Source organism: Acerihabitans sp. TG2 (assembly GCF_035013185.1).
In the GTDB taxonomy this organism is placed as follows: domain Bacteria; phylum Pseudomonadota; class Gammaproteobacteria; order Enterobacterales; family Enterobacteriaceae; genus Acerihabitans.
In genome coordinates, this window is sequence record NZ_JAYGJO010000016.1 from 1 (window position 1) to 20,438 (window position 20,438).

The following is a 20,438-nucleotide window of genomic DNA, read 5'->3' on the forward strand; positions in this document are numbered from 1 at the left end:
GGCCGCGCGCATTCACCCGAATCACTTACGTGAGTAAGCTCATCGGGGTTCTTTTGCTTGCCGTTTTTGGACCATGCAAACGCATCACCTGTGGTAATTTTGCATCTTTTAGCACTCATGTTAACGTGCTGTAATTAGTTTATTAATCAGTTTTTTACCGGTATATGTTGATGTTTAACCATTTTTTATAGCGAATAAGGTGTTTTTTGCCGAGTAATAATTATTATTAGGCTGAGGATGTCGAATTTTGTCATTTGCCTGCCTTATCAACAGGCGTTATCGTTACCAGTCATAAATTAATAACAAAAATAATGCAGGGGCAGTTTTTCTCTTCCCTATCGTCAAACGGCAGTTGTTGTCGCGCTGTCGGAGAACCTACGTAAGCCTGGAGGCAAACCCATGGAGATGTTGTCAGGAGCCGAGATGGTGGTCCGGTCGTTAATCGATCAGGGCGTGAAACATATATTCGGTTATCCCGGCGGAGCCGTATTGGACATCTATGATGCGCTGCATACGGTGGGGGGCATTGAACATATTTTAGTGCGCCACGAGCAGGGTGCCGTACATATGGCCGACGGTTACGCACGTGCCACCGGTAATGTTGGCGTGGTGCTGGTGACCTCCGGTCCGGGTGCTACCAATGCGGTGACCGGTATTGCTACCGCCTATATGGATTCCATCCCGCTAGTGGTGATTTCTGGTCAGGTAGCCAGCTCGCTGATTGGTTTTGACGCCTTTCAGGAATGCGATATGGTGGGCATTTCCCGCCCGGTGGTCAAACACAGTTTTTTGGTGAAAAGGGCCGAGGATATTCCCGGCATCTTAAAAAAAGCCTTTTACCTCGCATCCACCGGTCGACCCGGTCCGGTAGTGATTGATGTGCCGAAAGATGTTGTCAATCCGGCCAATAAATTTCCTTATTTGTATCCTGACTCCGTCTCCCTGCGCTCATATAACCCCACGGTTCAGGGCCACAAAGGTCAGATTCGCCGCGCGTTGCAGACCTTGCTGGGTGCCGAGCGGCCGGTATTGTATGTTGGCGGAGGGGCCATAACCTCGGGTTGTCACCGGGAACTGCGTCAACTGGGCGAAAAACTCAATCTGCCGGTGGTGAGCTCTTTGATGGGGCTAGGCAGTTTTCCTGGCACTCATCGCCAGAGCCTGGGCATGTTGGGTATGCACGGTACTTATGAAGCCAATATGGCCATGCACCGTGCCGATGTCATTTTTGCCGTAGGGGTGCGCTTTGACGATCGTACCACCAATAATTTAACAAAATACTGCCCTGAGGCCACGGTATTGCATATCGATATCGATCCGGCCTCAATCTCCAAAACCGTGCCAGCAGATGTGCCCATTGTGGGTGACGCACGCCAGGTGTTGTTCCAAATGCTGGAACAATTAGAACTGGCGGAGACCCAGCAATCCTTCGACGCCCTGCGTGATTGGTGGCGGGATATTGAGCAATGGCGCGCTCGTCACTGTTTGGATTACGACCACACCAGCGGTAAAATCAAACCGCAGTCGGTCATTGAAATGCTGTACCGCCTTACCGATGGTAAAGCCTATGTCACCTCGGATGTTGGCCAGCATCAAATGTTCGCTGCGCTCTACTATCCGTTCGATGAACCCCGCCATTGGATAAACTCTGGCGGCCTAGGCACCATGGGCTTCGGTTTGCCCGCCGCCCTAGGGGTGAAACTGGCGTTGCCCGATGAAACCGTTATTTGCATCACCGGCGACGGAAGTATTCAGATGAACATTCAGGAACTGTCCACTGCGCTGCAGTATGGTTTGCCGGTAGTGGTCGTGAGTCTCAATAACCGCTATCTGGGTATGGTAAAGCAGTGGCAGGATATGATCTATTCCGGACGTCACTCACAATCCTATATGCAATCACTGCCAGATTTTGTCAAACTCGCCGAGGCCTACGGTCACGTGGGTATCTCGATTCAGTCACCCGACGAATTAGAAAGCAAGTTAGCCGAGGCCCTGGCGCAAAAAAACCGCCTGGTGTTTGTGGATGTCATGGTCGATAGCACCGAACACGTCTACCCCATGCAAATACGCGGTGGCGGAATGGATGAAATGTGGTTAAGCAAAACGGAGAGGACCTGATCATGCGGCGGATTTTATCAGTCTTATTGGAAAACGAATCGGGAGCCTTGTCGCGGGTCATCGGCCTGTTCGCCCAGCGCGGCTATAACATCGAAAGTCTCACCGTGGCGCCCACTGACGATCCTACCTTGTCCCGCATGACGATTCAAACCATGGGTGACGCCAAGGTATTGGAACAAATAGAGAAGCAATTGCATAAGTTGATTGACGTGCTACGCGTCAGCGAACTGGGGCAAGGTTCTCATGTAGAACGGGAAATTATGCTGGTAAAAGTGCTGGCCAGCGGAGCAGGTCGCGAGGAAGTTAAACGCTGCACCGACATTTTCCGTGGCCAAATTGTCGATGTCTCTCCGGCGATGTATACCGTACAACTCGCCGGCACCAGCGACAAATTAGACGCCTTCCTCGCCACCATCAGGGAAGTAGGGGACATTGTTGAAGTGGCGCGCTCGGGTATCGTGGGCCTGGCCCGTGGTGATAAAGTGATGCGCTAACGATACCCGCCATTCTTCACGCCGCAGGTGCGTTGGCAATACTCGGCCCTTCCCTGGGCCTCGCCCCAAAAGGGGCCGCGACAGGTCACGTTCAAATCTGTTCCCGACAGATTTGTCCTCGCTCACCCCAGTCACTTACTAATGTAAGCTCCTGGGGATTCGCTGCGTTGCCGCCTTCCTGCGACGCGATATACCCGTCATTATTCACGCCGCAGGTGCGTTGGCAATACTCGGCCCTTCCCTGGGCCTCGCCCCAAAAGGGGCCGCGACAGGTCGCGTTCAAATCTGTTCCGGACAGATTTGTCCTCGCTCACCCCAGTCATTTACCGATGTAAGCTCCTGGGGCTTCGCTGCGTTGCTGCCTTCCTGCGCCGCGAATTATTTAGGCTATTTCGTTATTTTTCCAGTCGCAGGTGCGAGTCAGCAAACTTCAGCATTTATCGGCATACAGGGTTAACCTTGTCCGACAATTTCGGTTGTTCCATGCATAAATACGACATATCTCCAAGGTAAGCCGGAGTTGTAACGTTTCAGCTAAATCTTTTCAGGCATTTACTTCTTAGCGTTTTTTGCTGATAGTTGTAGCATAGTCATATACCCCGTTGACACTATGGATATCACGGGAATTGTTAATTCTTCAGCGCCAAGGAGTCTATGTGAAACTGGATGAAATCGCGCGCCTGGCTGGCGTTTCGCGCACTACCGCCAGTTATGTGATTAATGGTAAGGCGAAGCAGTACCGCGTAAGCGATAAAACTGTGGAAAAAGTGATGGCGGTGGTGCGCGAGCATAACTACCATCCGAACGCAGTGGCGGCGGGACTCAGGGCGGGGAGAACCCGTTCCATTGGGTTGGTTATCCCGGATTTGGAAAATACCAGTTATACCCGGATCGCCAACTATCTAGAGCGGCAAGCACGCCAGCGGGGTTACCAGCTATTAATTGCCTGTTCAGAAGACCAGCCAGATAATGAAATGCGCTGCGTTGAACATCTGCTGCAACGGCAAGTTGATGCGATAATTGTCTCCACCGCGTTGCCGCCTGAACACCCGTTTTATCAACGCTGGGCCACCGATCCGCTCCCCATTATCGCCTTGGATCGTGCCCTTGATCCCGATCACTTTATCAGTGTGGTCGGTGCAGATCAGGCGGATGCGGAAATGCTCTCTCGCGAACTGCGCCATTTTAGCGGCGACGCGATCCTCTATCTGGGCGCATTGCCTGAGCTGTCGGTGAGTTTTTTACGGGAACAGGGGTTTCGGCAAGGCTGGAGTGGTGATGATCGCCAACCGGATTTCCTGTACGCCAACAGCTATGAGCGTTCGTCTTCGGCGGTGTTATTCAGCCAATACCTGGAAACCCATCCCATGCCGCAGGCCATATTTACCACTTCGTTCGCGCTGCTGCAGGGCATAATGGATGTGACGCTCAAACGCAATGGTCGTCTGCCAGCTGATCTGGCGATAGCCACCTTCGGTGACAATGAATTGTTGGACTTTCTGGAATGCCCGGTCCTTGCCGTAGCGCAACGTCACCGGGAAGTCGCTGAACGGGTGCTGGAGTTGGTTTTGGCCAGTTTGGATGAACCACATCGGCCGAAACCAGGGTTAACCAGTATCCGGCGTAGCCTGTTCCGCCGCGGCTCGCTTAGCCGAACCTAAGACCAATAATCACGTGCCGCCGGCCGGCGTGGGTTACGCCCACCCGCTGGCCGGTATAGGGTCATTAAACATACCTCGACACGTGAAATAGTCGACGACAGTATTCTAAGAAATAGCCGTAGACCACCCCTAGCATCATTGAACTTATCGCATTTGAGGTGACGGCTGTCATGATTTGTTGTTCGTCCGCACCCACCACCAGCAAAATCAAGGCATAAACCGGGGATTGGAAGCTAACGTAGGCGACTAAATCAACCAGATTGCGCATCCAGAAACGCCCGGAACAGTGGCGACGCGCCAGGCGCAGCATTGCATCGCGGTACAGGCCAAACGGCCACGCGATAGCAACATTAACCGGAACCGACAGCAACCTTGAAGACAAGGATTGTTGCAGGGTCATGCCGGACAAGCAGATCTCAATGATCATCCCGGCGATAAAGCAGTATACCACTAGCGCAAAGGTGTCAGCCGCAGCCATGCGTAAACGTGACGAGCGCGAAAACATAACGGGTAACTCCATGAAAAATTCTCGGTCAAATAGCCAATGATGCAATAGTTCGCAGGCTATAGTGTTTTATTATGCATATTTTATGGCGTATAGCTTACATCACTGCCTGCAAGTAGTTAACTAGCTAAAAGTATTTATTTTTGCATTATAATCAGAACATAACACTTAAAAAAATATTTAGTGGGTCGTGCTAGGCTATTTAGTATGGTATAGACAATAAAAACATTATTTTTCAATTAGTTATTTTATTCTGATGTAAAAGGGTTTATCGCTGATGGGGGGGGTGGCTTTCGTGCGCTTTGGACGTCGTTCAGCTATTACTACACTAAAAATAGTAACTAGGAATATTCCGATTGGCTAATTAATATGGGCATTCATAAATAAAAAAACGAAGATAAAATCGCCAGCAACATAGATAAATAAAAGTGAAGGTAAAATGTATTAACGTGTTAGACAGGAATATATTCTACCAATAATTTTGGTTTTCAAAAAGCAAAGGGTTTTAAAAAACCGCTCCTGACACAAATGGTCGTTAAATCGCAACCAAATGGTCGTTGAGCCTAGCCTGTGGATCAGCGTATAATCGCCGCCGTTGCTCGCATCGTGAGTGGGACCACGCTGGCTTGGTTTTATATTACAAAATTGCTAATTTTTAATCAGAACCCCTCATTTATGAATATCATGATGTTATTTGTATACTTTTTTTGTCATCCGCAACTAATTCCCGCGAGAGTTTGATCATTCGTACATAAATAATCCCATTCTTCTACGTTAGTCGCTTGACAATGTTTTAATACCATTCGTACACTCTTTCGGTGGGAATAAGTGGGGTTTAGTGGTGAAAAGGGTTTTTTTAGAGGTAAATTAGCATATGTTCCGTGGGGCAACGCTGGTTAATCTCGACAGTAAAGGCAGACTTGCCGTGCCAACCCGTTACCGGGAGCAGCTGATCGGGGAAACGGAGGGATTAATGGTTTGTACCATTGACCTTCATCAGCCATGCCTGTTGCTTTACCCATTGCCTGAGTGGGAAATCATCGAACAAAAGCTGTCTCGGCTCTCAAGCATGAACCCTGCGGAACGCCGCGTGCAGCGTTTGCTATTGGGGCACGCCAGTGAATGCCAAATGGATGGTGCCGGCCGTTTGCTGATTGCACAGACCTTACGTGTTCACGCTGGACTTACCAAAGAAGTGATGCTGGTTGGACAATTCAATAAATTTGAATTGTGGGATGAACAGACCTGGTATCAACAAGTCAAGGATGATATCGACGCTGAACTGTCGGCACAGGAACCACTCTCTGTGCGACTACAAGACTTGTCACTATAGCTATGGCAGAAACTTATCAACATACCACCGTCTTGCTGGATGAAGCGGTAAACGGACTGAATCTACGCCCCAATGGTATCTACATTGACGGCACTTTTGGCCGCGGTGGTCATTCCCGGCTCATTCTGTCCCAATTGGGAGCGGATGGCCGACTGCTGGCTATTGATCGCGATCTACAAGCCATTGAAGCCGCTCGGGCAATCCAGGATCCCCGTTTTAGCATTATTCACGGACCGTTCTCCGCCATCGTTGACTATATGGCTGAACGTGAACTCACCGGACAAATCGACGGAATTCTATTGGATCTGGGTGTTTCATCACCGCAACTCGACGATCCTGAACGTGGATTTTCGTTTATGCGCGACGGACCGCTGGATATGCGCATGGATACCACCCGCGGTTTGTCCGCCGCCGACTGGCTTGCCAAGGCCAGCGCTGAAGATATCGCCTGGGTCCTAAAGACCTTTGGCGAAGAACGGTTCGCCAAACGTATCGCCCAGGCGATAGTAGAACACAATCAACAATCGCCAATGACCCGCACCCATGAACTGGCCGAGCTTATTGTTAATGCCAGCCCGTTTCGCGAAAAGCATAAGCACCCGGCCACCCGGAGCTTTCAGGCGATTCGTATCTATATCAACAGTGAGCTCGACGAGTTAGAGCGTGCGTTGGACGGTGCTCTGGATGTATTGGCGCCAGGCGGCCGCCTGTCGGTAATCAGTTTCCACTCGTTGGAAGATCGGTTGGTCAAGCGTTTTATTCGCGACCAGAGCCGGGGCCCACAGGTGCCGGCGCGCATGCCGCTTACCGAAGCGCAGATTGCACAGCAGGGTGGCAAGGCGCGCATGAAGCCGATCGGGAAAATGCAGCCTTGCGAGGACGAAGTCGCGCTCAATCCACGAGCACGTAGTTCAGTGCTGCGATTTGCCGAGAAACTGCCCTTATGATGGGTACCGAGCGCCATGGACTGGTAGGCGTAATCGGTGGGGATTTGCTGCGCACTGGCAAGATCCCGGTAATTTTACTGATTGCGGTATTGGTGTCAGCGATGCTGGTGGTGACGACCACCCATGAGACGCGACATCTGACCGCGCAACGTGAGCAGTTGGTTGTGGAACGCGATGCCTTGGATATTGAGTGGCGTAACCTGATTCTTGAGGAAAATGCACTAGGGGATCATAGCCGCGTGGAACGCATTGCCACTGAAAAATTGAAGATGCAGCACGTCGACCCATCACAGGAAAATATTGTGGTTCAACCCTAAAAGCCAATGGAAAACTGATAAATTAGATGAAAGCCGCACGAGCGATAAAATTGAAACGCTACGTAGATCAGGCCAGCTTTGTAAGCTGGCGTTTTGCGTTGTTATGCGGCTGTATTTTATTGGCGTTACTGGGTTTGGTATTCCGGGTCGGTTACCTTCAGGTGATTAATCCGGACATGCTGGTACGAGAGGGTGATATGCGCTCTCTGCGCGTGCAGGAAGTGCCCACCACCCGCGGTATTATAAGCGATAGGGGCGGACGTCCGCTGGCGGTCAGCGTACCGGTCAGCGCTATCTGGGCCGATCCCAAGGAAATCAGTGAACAGGGCGGCATTTCGGTGGACAGTCGCTGGAAAGCGCTATCGGATACGTTATCCATCCCTCTCGACCAACTGGCCGCGCGCATTAATGCCAATCCCAAAGGGCGTTTTGTTTACCTGGCTCGCCAGGTGAATACCGACATCGGCGATTACATCCATAAACTCAAGCTGCCTGGTATCTATTTGCGTAAGGAATCGCGCCGGTATTACCCAGCCGGCGAAGTCACTGCCCATCTGATCGGGGTAACTGACATCGACAGCCAAGGCGTCGAAGGCGCAGAGAAAAGTTTTGACCGTTGGCTGACCGGCCGGCCCGGGGAACGTACCGTGCGCAAAGATCGTTTTGGCCGGGTTATCGAAGATATTTCCAGCGTTGACAGCCAGGCAGCGCATAATTTGGTGCTGAGTATAGATGAACGGCTACAGGCTGTGGTCTATCGCGAACTGAATAATGCTGTGGCGTTCAATAAAGCGGAATCCGGTACCGCCGTGTTGGTGGATGTGAATACCGGCGAAGTGCTGGCCATGGCCAACAGCCCGTCCTACAACCCCAACAATAAGGCCGGCATTACCAAGGATGTCATGCGCAACCGTGCGATCACCGATATTTTCGAACCGGGTTCTACGGTGAAACCCATGGTGGTAATGACCGCGCTACAGCGTGGTGTAATCAAAGAAAATAGCGTCCTTAACACCATGCCTTATTATATTAATGGCCATGAAATCAAAGATGTAGGCCGTTATGCTGAGTTAACCCTCACCGGAGTTTTGCAAAAATCGAGTAACGTCGGTGTTTCTAAACTGGCGTTGGCGATGCCCTCCTCGGCGCTGGTAGATACCTACTCGCGTTTTGGTCTGGGTAAGGCGACCAATTTGGGATTGGTCGGAGAAAGTAGTGGCTTATTTCCCCATAAACAACGGTGGTCTGACATAGAGAGGGCCACCTTTTCTTTCGGCTACGGGCTAATGGTAACGCCGTTACAGTTAGCGCGGGTTTACGCGACGGTGGGCAGCATGGGTATTCTGCGGCCATTGTCGATTACCAAAGTGGATCCGCCGGTGGCGGGTGAACGGATATTCCCCGAGCCGCTGGTGCGTACCGTGGTGCATATGATGGAGAGCGTGGCTCTGCCCGGCGGTGGGGGGACCAAGGCGGCTATCAAGGGATACCGTATTGCGATTAAAACCGGTACGGCCAAGAAGGTTGGGCCCGATGGCCAATATATTAATAAATACATCGCTTATACCGCCGGTGTTGCGCCGGCCAGCCAACCCCGTTTCGCGCTGGTGGTGGTCATCAACGATCCCCAGGGCGGAAAATATTACGGTGGTGCGGTTTCTGCCCCGGTATTTGGCGCAATTATGGGCGGTGTATTACGAACGATGAACGTGGAACCGGACGCACTTCCTTCCGGAGATAAAAATGAAATGGTAACTACTTTAAAAGAGGGATCAGGTGATCGATCTTAATTTGCGCGAACTATTGGCTCCTTGGACGCCTTCGGCGCCAGAGCTAAAACTGCGGGAAATGACGCTCGACAGCCGCACGGCTGCCGCCGGGGATCTGTTTGTTGCGATCGCCGGCCACCAGGTGGACGGGCGTGGTTATATTCCCCAGGCTATTGCGCAAGGCGTGGCCGCCGTGGTGGCGGAAGCAGACGGTGTGGCGCAAAACGGCGAACTGCGCGAGCTGCACGGTGTCCCGGTAATCTATCTCAGCCATTTGAATCAGCATCTTTCAGCGCTGGCGGGGCGTTTTTATCACCAGCCTTCCCAGGCGCTGCGACTGGTTGGTGTGACAGGCACCAACGGCAAGACCACCACCACTCATCTGTTGGCCCAGTGGTCGACGTTGATGGGAGAAACCAGTGCCGTCATGGGGACCGTAGGCAATGGCCTGTTTGGTCAGATCGTGCCGGTGAGCAATACCACCGGTTCGGCGATTGACGTCCAGCAGACATTACATCAACTGCAGCAGCAGGGGGCAACTTTTGCTGCCATGGAAGTCTCCTCACACGGTCTGGTACAGCATCGGGTAGCGGATTTGCATTTTGCTGCGGCGGTATTTACCAATCTCAGTCGTGACCATCTCGATTACCATGGTGATATGGCAAACTATGAAGCAGCCAAATGGCGGCTGTTTGCCAATGATCAGGTGGCGGAGCGCATTATCAACGCTGATGACGCCACCGGTTTACGCTGGTTGGCCAAACTGCCGCAAGCGGTGGCGGTTTCCATGGGCAACCATCTACCACACCCTCACCCCGGTCGCTGGCTGCGGACCACCTCTGTGCATTATCACAACACGGGAGTGGAGATCGGTTTTGATTCCAGTTGGGGCACCGGACACATCAAAAGCCGGCTGATTGGCGAGTTTAATGTCAGTAACCTGCTGTTGGCGCTGGCAACGCTGCTGTCCTTGGGGTATCCGTTGGACCAACTGACGCGTACTGCAGGCATGTTGCAGTCGGTTTGTGGACGCATGGAGGTGTTCCACGCGTCCGGCAAACCCACGGTGGTTGTGGATTACGCTCATACGCCGGATGCCTTGGAAAAAGCGCTGGCAGCGGCACGGCGTCATTGCCACGGCAAACTCTGGTGCGTGTTCGGCTGTGGCGGGGATCGTGACAAAGGTAAGCGCCCACTTATGGGCGGCATCGCTGAACAGTATGCTGATCGGGTGGTGATCACCGACGATAACCCACGCGGTGAAATCCCCATGTCCATTATTAACGATATCCTGACCGGGTTGCTCAATCCGGGTAGCGCGAGCGTCATCCCCGACAGGGCCGAAGCGGTCACCAGCGCCGTGATGCAGGCTGCTGAACAGGATGTGGTGCTGGTGGCGGGCAAAGGCCATGAGGATTACCAACTGATTGGCCAGCGCCGTCTGGATTATTCCGACCGTACCACTGTGGCGCGTTTGCTGGGGGCTATTGCATGATTAGCGTATCCCTGAACACACTCATATCGGTGCTGGATGCCGAATATCTCGGTGCTAAGGCGGCGGTTGAAACGCGCGTTTGTGCGGTATCGACCGATTCACGTGATATCGGGGAGTCATGCCTGTTTGTCGCGCTTATTGGCGAAAAATTTGATGCTCATCTGTTTGCTCACCAGGCTGTTGCCGCTGGTGCAAAGGCTTTGCTGGTGAGCAAGCGCTTACCGCTGGACGTTCCCCAACTGCTGGTCTCCGATACTCGTCGGGCATTGGGACTGCTTGCCGCTTGGGTGCGCAGGCAGGTGCCAGCCCGGGTAGTGGCGCTCACCGGCTCGTCGGGTAAAACCACAGTCAAGGAAATGGCCGCTGCCATACTGCGCCAATGTGGACGGGTGTTGTATACCGAGGGAAATTTTAACAACGATATCGGCGTACCGCTGACGCTGCTGCGGCTCACGCCGGCGGATGATTTTGCGGTGATCGAACTGGGCGCCAATCATATTGGCGAGATCGCTTATACCGTCGATTTGGTCCGTCCGGAAACGGCGCTGGTGAATAACCTTTCCGCCGCGCATTTGGCCGGTTTTGGTTCGCTGAGCGGTGTTGCTCAGGCCAAGGGCGAAATATTCGGCGGTCTAGCGCCGCACGGACGCGCCATTATCAACACAAACAGTCATGACTGGCCTCATTGGCAGGCGTTACTGCAGCATCAGCAGGTATGGCGCTTCTCGCCGCAGTCGGGCGATGAAGCGGACTTTTATGCCAGCAATATCAGTTCATCCCAGACGGGGGTGAATTTCACTCTGCACAGTCCCATGGGGGAATGCGCGGTGAAACTGCCGTTGCCCGGTCGCCACAATGTTGCCAACGCGCTGGCAGCCAGCGCCTTGGCGCTGTCGGTGGGCGCTACCCTGGCGGCGGTGAGTCAGGGGCTTGCCGGCCTGAGCGCGGTGCCGGGTCGGTTATTTCCCATTGCTCTTGGTCAAGGGCGACTGCTGCTCGATGACAGTTACAACGCCAACGTCGGTTCGATGATCGCCGCCGCGCACGTTCTGGCGGACATGCCAGGCTATCGGGTCATGGCAGTAGGCGACATGGCGGAACTGGGTGATGAGGCGCAAGAATGCCATCGCCAGGTAGGAGACGCCATTCGCATGGCGGGTATCGATAAAGTATTAAGTGTCGGGACGCTTAGCCGGTTTATCGGTGAGGCCAGCGGTCGGGGTGAACATTTCCAGGATAAGGCGTCGCTGACTTCACGTCTTACGCAGTTACTGTCTGAACATGCGGTAATTACTCTATTAGTTAAAGGTTCACATAGTTCCGCAATGGAGCAGGTAGTGCGTGCGTTACAGGAGAAAGCAACATGTTAGTCTGGCTGGCCGAACATTTGGTCCCTTTTTATTCGGGTTTTAACGTCTTTTCATATTTGACGTTTCGCGCCATCGTCAGTCTGTTGACTGCACTGTTTATTTCGTTATGGATGGGGCCACATATGATCGCCTGGTTGCAGAAGTTGCAAATTGGCCAGGTCGTGCGCAGTGACGGACCGGAGTCACATTTCAGTAAACGCGGCACCCCGACCATGGGCGGATTGATGATCCTCACCTCGATTACCATTTCGGTACTGATGTGGGCTTATCCTTCCAACCCCTACGTCTGGTGCGTGTTGTTTGTGCTGTTGGGATATGGCGTGATCGGGTTTATCGATGATTATCGCAAGGTGGTGCGAAAGGATACCAAAGGGCTGATTGCCCGCTGGAAATATTTTTGGCAATCGGTTATCGCGTTGGCGGTAGCGTTCACGATGTATAGCGTGGGTAAAGGGACGCCGGCCACTCAATTGGTGGTGCCGTTTTTTAAAGACATCATGCCGCAACTGGGTCTGCTGTATATCCTGCTGGCCTATTTCGTTATTGTCGGCACCAGCAACGCGGTCAACCTGACCGACGGGTTAGATGGACTGGCGATTATGCCGACGGTGTTCGTTGCTGCCGGGCTGGCGCTGGTCGCGTGGGCCACCGGCAATATGAATTTTGCCAATTATTTGCATATCCCCTATATCCGATTCGCGGGGGAACTGGTGATTGTGTGTACCGCCATCGTGGGGGCCGGGTTGGGATTCCTCTGGTTTAATACCTATCCGGCGCAGGTCTTTATGGGCGATGTGGGGTCGCTGGCGCTGGGAGGGGCTTTGGGCACCATTGCGGTTCTGCTGCGCCAGGAATTTCTGTTGGTGATCATGGGTGGGGTTTTTGTGATGGAAACCCTGTCGGTGATTTTGCAGGTGGGCTCGTTTAAACTACGCGGTCAACGCATTTTTCGTATGGCGCCCATTCATCATCACTACGAGTTGAAGGGCTGGCCGGAGCCGCGGGTGATCGTGCGCTTTTGGATAATTTCGCTGATGTTGGTCCTGATTGGACTGGCAACGCTTAAGGTACGTTAATCATGATGGATTATCAGGGTAAAAACGTCGTCATCATCGGGTTAGGCTTAACCGGCCTGTCCTGTGTTGACTTTTTTATCAGCCGGGGTGTAACACCGCGGATGATGGATACCCGTTTTAACCCACCAGGCCTGGATAAACTGGCCGCCAATGTGGAACGACATCTGGGCAGTTTGAACGAAGATTGGCTGCTGGATGCGGATCTGATTGTCGCCAGCCCCGGTATCGCGTTGGCGCACCCGGCACTCAGCGCTGCAGCACAGGCCGGGATTGAAATCGTCGGTGATATTGAACTGTTTTGCCGCGAAGCCCAAGCCCCGATTGTGGCCATTACCGGTTCCAATGGTAAAAGTACCGTGACCATGCTGGTGGGCGAGATGGCGAAAAGCGCCGGTGTGGACGTGGGTGTGGGTGGCAATATTGGCTGGCCGGCGCTGATGTTGCTCAATCAACCTTGCCAGCTCTATGTACTGGAGTTGTCGAGCTTCCAGTTGGAGACCACCACCAGTTTGCAGGCGGCTGCCGCGACTATCCTGAATGTTTCCGAAGATCATATGAATCGCTACCCACTGGGTATGCAGCAGTACCGCGCCGCGAAGTTACGGGTTTACGAACAGGCGCGGACCTGCGTGATTAATGCTGACGACGTGCTGACGTTACCGATACGTGGACGGGATCCGCGCTGCGTCAGTTTTGGCGTTGCTGCAGGCGATTATCACCTTGAACAACAACAAAATCGGTTATGGCTGAATATCAAGGGCGAAAATGTCCTTGCCGCCGATGAGATGCATCTAACCGGTCGGCATAATTATACTAATGCCCTGGCGGCGCTGGCGTTGGCTGACGCGGTAGGCATCGCACGTGACGCGAGCCTGCGGGCATTGCGATCGTTTAGCGGATTGGCCCATCGGTTTCAGTTGGCCTATCAGCACCGGGGAGTACGCTGGATTAACGACTCCAAGGCCACCAATGTCGGCAGTACCGAGGCGGCGCTTAACGGGCTGCAGGTGACGGGAACATTGCATTTATTACTCGGTGGCGATGGTAAAGATGCGGATTTCGAACCCTTGCTACCGCTGCTGCAGGGCGATCGGATCAGGCTTTACTGCTTTGGCCGCGATGGCGGCCAGTTGGCTACGTTGCGCCCCGAGGTTTCCGATTTGACCGACACGATGGAGCAGGCGATGACGCGGGTTGCCGAACGGGTAAAGGAGGGTGATATGGTGCTGTTATCTCCAGCGTGCGCCAGCCTTGACCAGTTCCGTAGCTTTGAGCATCGCGGTGATGAATTTGTTCGACTGGCAAAGGAGTTAGGCTAAATGCATATGCCAGGGTTAAGCCTGTTCGGCAGTTTAAAAGAGTGGATAATGGGGGCACGCGAAGCCGAAACGCCGAGCAGTGTGCTCTACGATCGCACACTGCTGTGGCTAACTCTGGGGCTGGCCTGCTTAGGCTTTGTGATGGTGACATCAGCCTCAATGCCAATCGGTCAGCGCTTATCGGGTGATCCGTTTTATTTTGCTAAACGCGACGCTTTTTATCTGGCATTGGCTTTCGGTTTGTCACTGGTGACCCTGCGCATCCCAATGGCCGTCTGGCAGCGCTATAGTTCGGTCATGCTGTTGGTGACCATGGCCATGCTGTTGGTGGTTCTGGTGGTGGGCAGTTCAGTGAACGGCGCCTCGCGCTGGATTTCCCTTGGACCATTGCGTATTCAGCCGGCCGAGCTATCCAAGCTGGCACTGTTTTGTTACCTGGCCAGTTATCTGGTGCGCAAGGTTGAAGAGGTTCGCACGAATTTTTGGGGTTTTTGCAAACCCATGAGCGTGATGGTTGTGCTGGCGGTGCTGTTGCTGGCACAGCCGGATTTAGGCACGGTGGTGGTGCTGTTTGTGACGACATTGGCCATGTTGTTCCTGGCCGGTGCCAAGCTGTGGCAGTTTCTCTCCATTATCAGTTCGGGCATTTTTGCCGTGGTTCTGTTGGTTATTGCCGAGCCTTACCGTATGCGTCGGGTGACGTCGTTCTGGGATCCCTGGCAGGATCCGTTCGGCAGCGGCTACCAGTTGACGCAATCGCTAATGGCTTTTGGTCGTGGTGAATTCTGGGGTCAAGGATTAGGTAATTCGGTTCAAAAACTGGAGTACTTACCGGAAGCGCATACTGACTTTATCTTTGCAATTCTTGGCGAGGAATTAGGCTATTGCGGTGTGGTATTAGCGCTCTTGATGGTATTCTTCGTCGCTTTTCGCGCCATGTCGATCGGACGTAAGGCGTTGGAAATCGATCAGCGCTTCTCAGGGTTCCTGGCATGCGCCATCGGCATCTGGTTTAGCTTCCAGTCGTTGGTTAATGTCGGTGCGGCAGCAGGTATGTTGCCGACTAAAGGGCTGACCCTGCCGTTAATCAGTTATGGTGGTTCGAGCTTGTTAATTATGTCAACGGCGATTGTCTTGCTAATGCGCATCGATTTTGAAACGCGTCTGACCAAAGCCCAGGCGTTTGTCAGGGGGCCGAGATGACCGATAAATCCAGACGGTTGATGGTGATGGCGGGGGGAACTGGCGGGCATGTGTTTCCGGGGCTGGCGGTAGCTCACTATCTCATGGCCCAAGGTTGGCAAGTGGGTTGGTTGGGGACCGCTGACCGCATGGAGGCCGACTTGGTGCCGAAAAACGGTATTGAAATCAACTTCATCAAGATCAGCGGATTGCGAGGCAAAGGGCTTCGCGCGCAGTTAGCCGCGCCAGTACGTATTTGGCGCGCGGTTCGTCAGGCCAAAGCCATTATCCGCGCCTTTCAGCCGGATGTCGTGCTTGGCATGGGCGGCTACGTTTCTGGTCCGGGTGGATTGGCGGCCTGGCTGTGTGGCGTGCCGATTGTGTTGCATGAGCAAAATGGCATCGCTGGCCTAACCAATCGGTGGCTGGCGAAAATCGCCAAAAAAGTATTGCAGGCGTTTCCCGGCGCGTTTGCCAACGCCGAGGTTGTAGGTAACCCGGTGCGTACCGATGTCCTGGCACTGCCGCTGCCGGCCGTTCGGCTGGCCGGACGCCAAGGGCCGGTGCGGGTGCTGGTGATCGGCGGCAGCCAGGGCGCACGGATATTGAACCAGACCATGCCCGGTGTTGCCGCACGTCTGGGTGAACGTATTACCCTTTGGCATCAGGTGGGTAAAGGTGCCCTGGATACGGTTAACCAGGCTTATGCGGCGGCGGGGCAGGGCGGTCACAATGTCACGGAATTTATTGAGGACATGGCACAGGCCTATGCTTGGGCGGACGTTGTAGTTTGCCGCGCTGGCGCGCTGACAGTAAGTGAAATTGCTGCTGCAGGACTGCCGGCGATTTTTGTCCCGTTCCAACACAAAGATCGACAACAGTATTGGAATGCCAAACCGTTAGAACAGGCCGGGGCGGCCAGAATTATCGAACAACCGCAATTCTCGGTAGACAGCGTGAGCGACACGCTGGCTGGCTGGGATAGAACAATGCTGCTGGCGATGGCGCAAAGCGCCAGGAAAGCGGCAATACCGGACGCGACGGAGCGGGTAGCGCGGGAAGTGGTGTCGGCGGCCAACGTCAGATAATTGGGCGGTGGGCGTGACAAGACCTTTACCGGGTGGACCTTGGGTCCTATCCGCTGAGAAAACATATTACTAAAGTGATTAAAACGTGAATACACAGCAACTGGCTAAACTGCGAACTTTTGTGCCCGAGATGCGACGCGTCAGGCAAATCCATTTTGTCGGCATCGGCGGTGCAGGCATGGGTGGTATCGCGGAAGTGCTGGCGAATGAAGGCTATCAGATCAGTGGATCAGATTTAACGCCGAATGCCGTTACGCAACAATTGATCGAATTGGGGGCGAAGATTTTTTTCAATCACCGTCCTGAGAATATCAGCCAGGCCAGCGTAGTGGTGGTATCGAGCGCCATTGCCAGTGACAATCCGGAGATTGTCGCGGCCAAGGAAGCGCGGATCCCGGTGATCCAGCGCGCGGAAATGTTGGCTGAGCTGATGCGTTTTCGCCATGGTATCGCTATTGCGGGAACCCATGGCAAGACCACAACCACCGCCATGGTAGCCAGTATTTATGCCCAGGCCGGGTTGGACCCGACCTTTGTCAACGGCGGACTGGTGAAAGCGGCGGGAGTGCATGCCCGTTTAGGTTGCAGCCGTTATCTGATCGCCGAGGCGGATGAAAGCGATGCATCATTCCTGCATCTGCAGCCAATGGTGGCGATTGTGACCAATATCGAAGCCGACCATATGGACACTTACCAGGGCGATTTCGAGCTGTTGAAGCAAACGTTTATTACCTTTTTGCATAATTTACCGTTTTATGGTCGTGCGGTGATGTGCATGGACGATCCGGTGATCCGCGAACTGCTGCCTAAAGTCGGCCGCTATATCACCACTTATGGGTTTAGCGACGATGCGGATGTGCGTATTGCCGATTATCGGCAGAAGGGCGCTCAGGGAATCTTCAAGATTTACCGACAGGATAAAGCGGTGTTGTCGGTGGAACTCAACGCCCCTGGACGCCATAACGCACTGAACGCTGCGGCGGCGATTGCCGTGGCTACCGAAGAGGGTATTGACGATGATCATATTTTACAGGCACTGCTGCAGTTCCAGGGCACGGGGCGCCGGTTTGATTTCCTCGGTACCTACCCTTTAGACAAGGTCAACGGCAAAACGGGCCAGGTGATGCTGGTGGATGATTATGGTCATCACCCCACCGAAGTGGACGCTACCATCAAGGCAGCGCGCGCCGGTTGGCCCGACAAGCGTTTGGTGATGGTATTCCAGCCACATCGTTTTACCCGTACGCGGGATTTGTACGAGGATTTTGCCAATGTATTGTCCGGCGTGGATGTGCTGTTGATGCTTGATGTCTACCCGGCTGGCGAAGTGCCAATACCAGGGGCCGACAGCCGTTCGCTTTGCCGTACCATCCGTGGCCGCGGCAAAATTGATCCGATTATGGTACCGGATATGGATGCCTTGCCGGAAATGCTGGCACTGGCGTTACAGGATAATGATCTGGTACTGATGCAAGGCGCCGGCACTGTTGGCAAGATCGCGCGTAGCCTGGCTGATGCCCATTTGCAACCACAACCAGAGACCGAGGAGCGACATGCCTGACTTTATAAATATCGATAAATTTGTTGCCATTGGTGGTCTGTCATGTCCCAGGCAGCGATAAATATACGCAGCCGTGAAGTGGAGACGCCCACTTCCGGGCGTAGCAACGGCAGTCAACTGGCTGGGGTGTTATTTCTGGTCATGGTGCTGGGCACTATGGTTTGGAGCGGTTGGATAGTGGTCGGGTGGATGAAGGATGCTCATCGCCTGCCGCTGTCCCAACTGGTGGTGACCGGATCACGGTTTTATACCACCAATGACGACATTCGCCAGGCCATTTTGTCCCTGGGACCGCCGGGCACATTTATGACCCAGGATGTCAACGTGATTCAGCAGCAGATTGAGCGACTGCCGTGGATCAAACAGGCCAGCGTACGTAAACAGTGGCCGGATGAATTAAAGATTCACGTGGTGGAATATGTCCCGGTGGCGCGATGGAACGATTTGCATATGCTCGATACGACGGGGACGTCATTTAGCGTTCCCGCAGAGCGGATGGGGAATAAGACGATGCCGCTGTTGTATGGGCCGGAAGGCGGTGAGCAAGATGTGCTTGCGGGATATCGCACCATGAATCAGGTGATGTTGGCCAACAAGTTTCAGGTGAAAACGGTCAGTATGAGTGCCCGGCACTCCTGGCAAATCACCTTGCAAGACGATATCCGGCTTGAACTCGGTCGGGAAGACCGGGCTCGCCGTTTACAGCGCTTTATCGGGATTTATCCGGTTCTTCTCCAGCAGGCCCGGGCCGATAATAAACGTATTAGTTACGTGGATTTGCGCTACGATTCCGGCCTGGCCGTTGGCTGGGCACCGGCGTTTATCGATCGACAAGATAGCATTTCGCAACAGAATCAAGCACAGGCTAAACAACAATGATCAAGTCGACGGACAGAAAACTGGTAGTTGGACTGGAGATCGGTACGGCAAAGGTTGCCGCATTGGTAGGAGAGATTCTGCCCGATGGCATGGTCAATATTATCGGGGTGGGCAGTTGCCCGTCACGGGGTATGGATAAAGGTGGCGTAAACGATCTCGAATCGGTGGTGAAATGTGTGCAAAGAGCCATAGATCAGGCTGAACTTATGGCCGATTGTCAGATATCTTCGGTTTATCTGGCATTATCGGGCAAGCATATAAGCTGCCAAAACGAAATCGGGATGGTTCCTATTTCGGAAGAGGAAGTCACACAGGAAGATGTTGAAAACGTTGTCCATACGGCAAAGTCCGTGCGCGTGCGTGATGAGCATCGCATATTGCATGTGATACCGCAGGACTACGCCATTGATTACCAAGAGGGCATCAAAAACCCGGTTGGATTATCCGGTGTGCGCATGCAGGCCAAGGTTCACTTGATAACCTGCCATAATGATATGGCAAAGAATATTGTTAAAGCCGTTGAGCGCTGTGGTTTGAAAGTCGATCAACTGATCTTTGCGGGTTTGGCATCAAGCTATGCAGTGCTCACCGAAGACGAACGGGAATTGGGCGTGTGTGTGGTGGATATTGGTGGCGGCACCATGGATATCGCGGTGTATACCGCAGGCGCGCTGCGGCACACTAAAGTGATCCCCTACGCGGGCAACGTAGTGACCAGCGACATCGCTTACGCGTTTGGCACCCCCCCCGCGGATGCGGAGGCCATTAAGGTCCGCTACGGGTGTGCGTTGGGCACCGCAGTCAGTAAAGATGAGACGGTTGAAGTGCCAAGCGTCGGCGGGCGGCCACCCCGCAGTCTGCAACGGCAAACGCTGGCCGAAGTTATCGAGCCGCGTTATACGGAATTATTGAATCTGGTGAATGATGAAATCCTGCAACTCCAGGAACAGCTTCGCCAGCAGGGTGTAAAGCACCATTTAGCTGCGGGTATCGTGTTGACCGGTGGCGCAGCGCAAATTGACGGCCTGGCAGCCTGCGCCCAGCGGGTATTCCATACGCAGGTGCGTATTGGCCAACCATTGAATATTACCGGTCTGACGGATTATGCGCAGGCAACGTATTATTCTACCGCTGTCGGGTTATTGCACTACGGTAAAGAATCTCATTTGAGCGGTGAGATTGAAGTTGAAAAACGTACCTCGGTAAGCAACTGGGTCAAGCGGATCAGTAGCTGGCTGAGGAAAGAGTTTTAATTGTTTATTTGCGGAGCCATGCTGTGCAGGCGGCGGGCTCAGACGCGACAGGCACAAATCGGAGAGAAACT

At 53.5% G+C, this 20,438-nt stretch carries 18 protein-coding genes; 16 read left to right on the plus strand and 2 right to left on the minus strand.

The window, feature by feature from the left end; translation table 11 throughout:
- Window positions 1-399: 399 nt before the first annotated feature.
- Both ilvI and ilvN read left to right on the plus strand, forming a co-directional pair.
- Window positions 400-2,118, plus strand: a complete 1,719-nt coding sequence (gene ilvI / locus SJI19_RS14675) for an acetolactate synthase 3 large subunit (RefSeq protein ID WP_323479012.1) — start codon at window positions 400-402, stop codon at window positions 2,116-2,118.
- A gap of 2 nt (window positions 2,119-2,120) precedes the next feature.
- Window positions 2,121-2,612: an acetolactate synthase small subunit gene (gene ilvN / locus SJI19_RS14680; protein ID WP_323479013.1), complete on the plus strand. Its 492-nt coding sequence runs from the start codon at window positions 2,121-2,123 to the stop codon at window positions 2,610-2,612.
- Window positions 2,613-2,703: 91 nt separating this feature from the next.
- Here ilvN and SJI19_RS14685 read toward each other — a convergent pair whose 3' ends face one another.
- The gene (locus tag SJI19_RS14685; RefSeq protein ID WP_323479014.1) at window positions 2,704-2,895 is read right to left on the minus strand and encodes a hypothetical protein; all 192 of its coding nucleotides are present in this window, start codon (window positions 2,893-2,895) and stop codon (window positions 2,704-2,706) included.
- A 373-nt stretch (window positions 2,896-3,268) separates the two neighbouring features.
- Here SJI19_RS14685 and cra point away from each other — a divergent pair, with 373 nt between their 5' ends.
- Window positions 3,269-4,273, plus strand: a complete 1,005-nt coding sequence (cra, locus tag SJI19_RS14690; RefSeq protein WP_323479015.1) for a catabolite repressor/activator — start codon at window positions 3,269-3,271, stop codon at window positions 4,271-4,273.
- Between the two features lie 64 nt (window positions 4,274-4,337).
- Here cra and SJI19_RS14695 read toward each other — a convergent pair whose 3' ends face one another.
- A complete protein-coding gene (locus tag SJI19_RS14695) occupies window positions 4,338-4,778 on the minus strand; it encodes an L-alanine exporter AlaE (protein ID WP_323479016.1) in 441 nt (146 codons plus the stop codon).
- 874 nt (window positions 4,779-5,652) lie between these two features.
- Here SJI19_RS14695 and mraZ point away from each other — a divergent pair.
- The 13 genes from mraZ to ftsA all read left to right on the plus strand — a co-directional run bounded on the left by mraZ (window position 5,653) and on the right by ftsA (window position 20,367).
- On the plus strand, window positions 5,653-6,111 hold the full coding sequence (mraZ, locus tag SJI19_RS14700) for a division/cell wall cluster transcriptional repressor MraZ (RefSeq protein ID WP_323479017.1): 459 nt from the start codon (window positions 5,653-5,655) through the stop codon (window positions 6,109-6,111).
- 2 nt (window positions 6,112-6,113) lie between these two features.
- Entirely contained in the window at window positions 6,114-7,058 is a 945-nt protein-coding gene (gene rsmH / locus SJI19_RS14705; RefSeq protein WP_323479018.1) for a 16S rRNA (cytosine(1402)-N(4))-methyltransferase RsmH, read from the plus strand.
- Window positions 7,055-7,375, plus strand: a complete 321-nt coding sequence (ftsL, locus tag SJI19_RS14710; protein ID WP_323479019.1) for a cell division protein FtsL — start codon at window positions 7,055-7,057, stop codon at window positions 7,373-7,375. The genes rsmH and ftsL overlap by 4 nt, the downstream gene beginning before the upstream one ends.
- A 26-nt stretch (window positions 7,376-7,401) precedes the next feature.
- On the plus strand, window positions 7,402-9,165 hold the full coding sequence (locus SJI19_RS14715) for a peptidoglycan glycosyltransferase FtsI (RefSeq protein ID WP_323479020.1): 1,764 nt from the start codon (window positions 7,402-7,404) through the stop codon (window positions 9,163-9,165).
- Window positions 9,152-10,639 (plus strand): UDP-N-acetylmuramoyl-L-alanyl-D-glutamate--2,6-diaminopimelate ligase, encoded by a 1,488-nt coding sequence (gene murE / locus SJI19_RS14720; protein ID WP_323479021.1) that lies wholly within the window; start codon window positions 9,152-9,154, stop codon window positions 10,637-10,639. Before SJI19_RS14715 ends, murE begins: the two co-directional genes overlap by 14 nt.
- Window positions 10,636-12,009 carry a UDP-N-acetylmuramoyl-tripeptide--D-alanyl-D-alanine ligase gene (gene murF, locus SJI19_RS14725; protein WP_323479022.1) on the plus strand — a complete coding sequence of 458 codons (1,374 nt, stop codon included), beginning with the start codon at window positions 10,636-10,638 and terminating at the stop codon, window positions 12,007-12,009. The genes murE and murF overlap by 4 nt, the downstream gene beginning before the upstream one ends.
- Window positions 12,003-13,085, plus strand: a complete 1,083-nt coding sequence (mraY, locus tag SJI19_RS14730) for a phospho-N-acetylmuramoyl-pentapeptide-transferase (protein ID WP_323479023.1) — start codon at window positions 12,003-12,005, stop codon at window positions 13,083-13,085. Before murF ends, mraY begins: the two co-directional genes overlap by 7 nt.
- A gap of 2 nt (window positions 13,086-13,087) precedes the next feature.
- Window positions 13,088-14,404: a UDP-N-acetylmuramoyl-L-alanine--D-glutamate ligase gene (murD, locus tag SJI19_RS14735; RefSeq protein WP_323479024.1), complete on the plus strand. Its 1,317-nt coding sequence runs from the start codon at window positions 13,088-13,090 to the stop codon at window positions 14,402-14,404.
- Window positions 14,405-15,607, plus strand: coding sequence for a cell division protein FtsW (gene ftsW / locus SJI19_RS14740; protein ID WP_323479025.1), 1,203 nt, complete (start codon window positions 14,405-14,407; stop codon window positions 15,605-15,607).
- Window positions 15,604-16,674: an undecaprenyldiphospho-muramoylpentapeptide beta-N-acetylglucosaminyltransferase gene (gene murG / locus SJI19_RS14745; RefSeq protein WP_323479026.1), complete on the plus strand. Its 1,071-nt coding sequence runs from the start codon at window positions 15,604-15,606 to the stop codon at window positions 16,672-16,674. Before ftsW ends, murG begins: the two co-directional genes overlap by 4 nt.
- 85 nt (window positions 16,675-16,759) lie before the next feature.
- The gene (murC, locus tag SJI19_RS14750) at window positions 16,760-18,235 is read left to right on the plus strand and encodes a UDP-N-acetylmuramate--L-alanine ligase (protein ID WP_323479027.1); all 1,476 of its coding nucleotides are present in this window, start codon (window positions 16,760-16,762) and stop codon (window positions 18,233-18,235) included.
- Window positions 18,236-18,277: 42 nt separating this feature from the next.
- The gene (gene ftsQ, locus SJI19_RS14755; protein WP_323479028.1) at window positions 18,278-19,114 is read left to right on the plus strand and encodes a cell division protein FtsQ; all 837 of its coding nucleotides are present in this window, start codon (window positions 18,278-18,280) and stop codon (window positions 19,112-19,114) included.
- Window positions 19,111-20,367, plus strand: a complete 1,257-nt coding sequence (gene ftsA, locus SJI19_RS14760; RefSeq protein ID WP_323479029.1) for a cell division protein FtsA — start codon at window positions 19,111-19,113, stop codon at window positions 20,365-20,367. Before ftsQ ends, ftsA begins: the two co-directional genes overlap by 4 nt.
- Window positions 20,368-20,438: the final 71 nt, after the last annotated feature.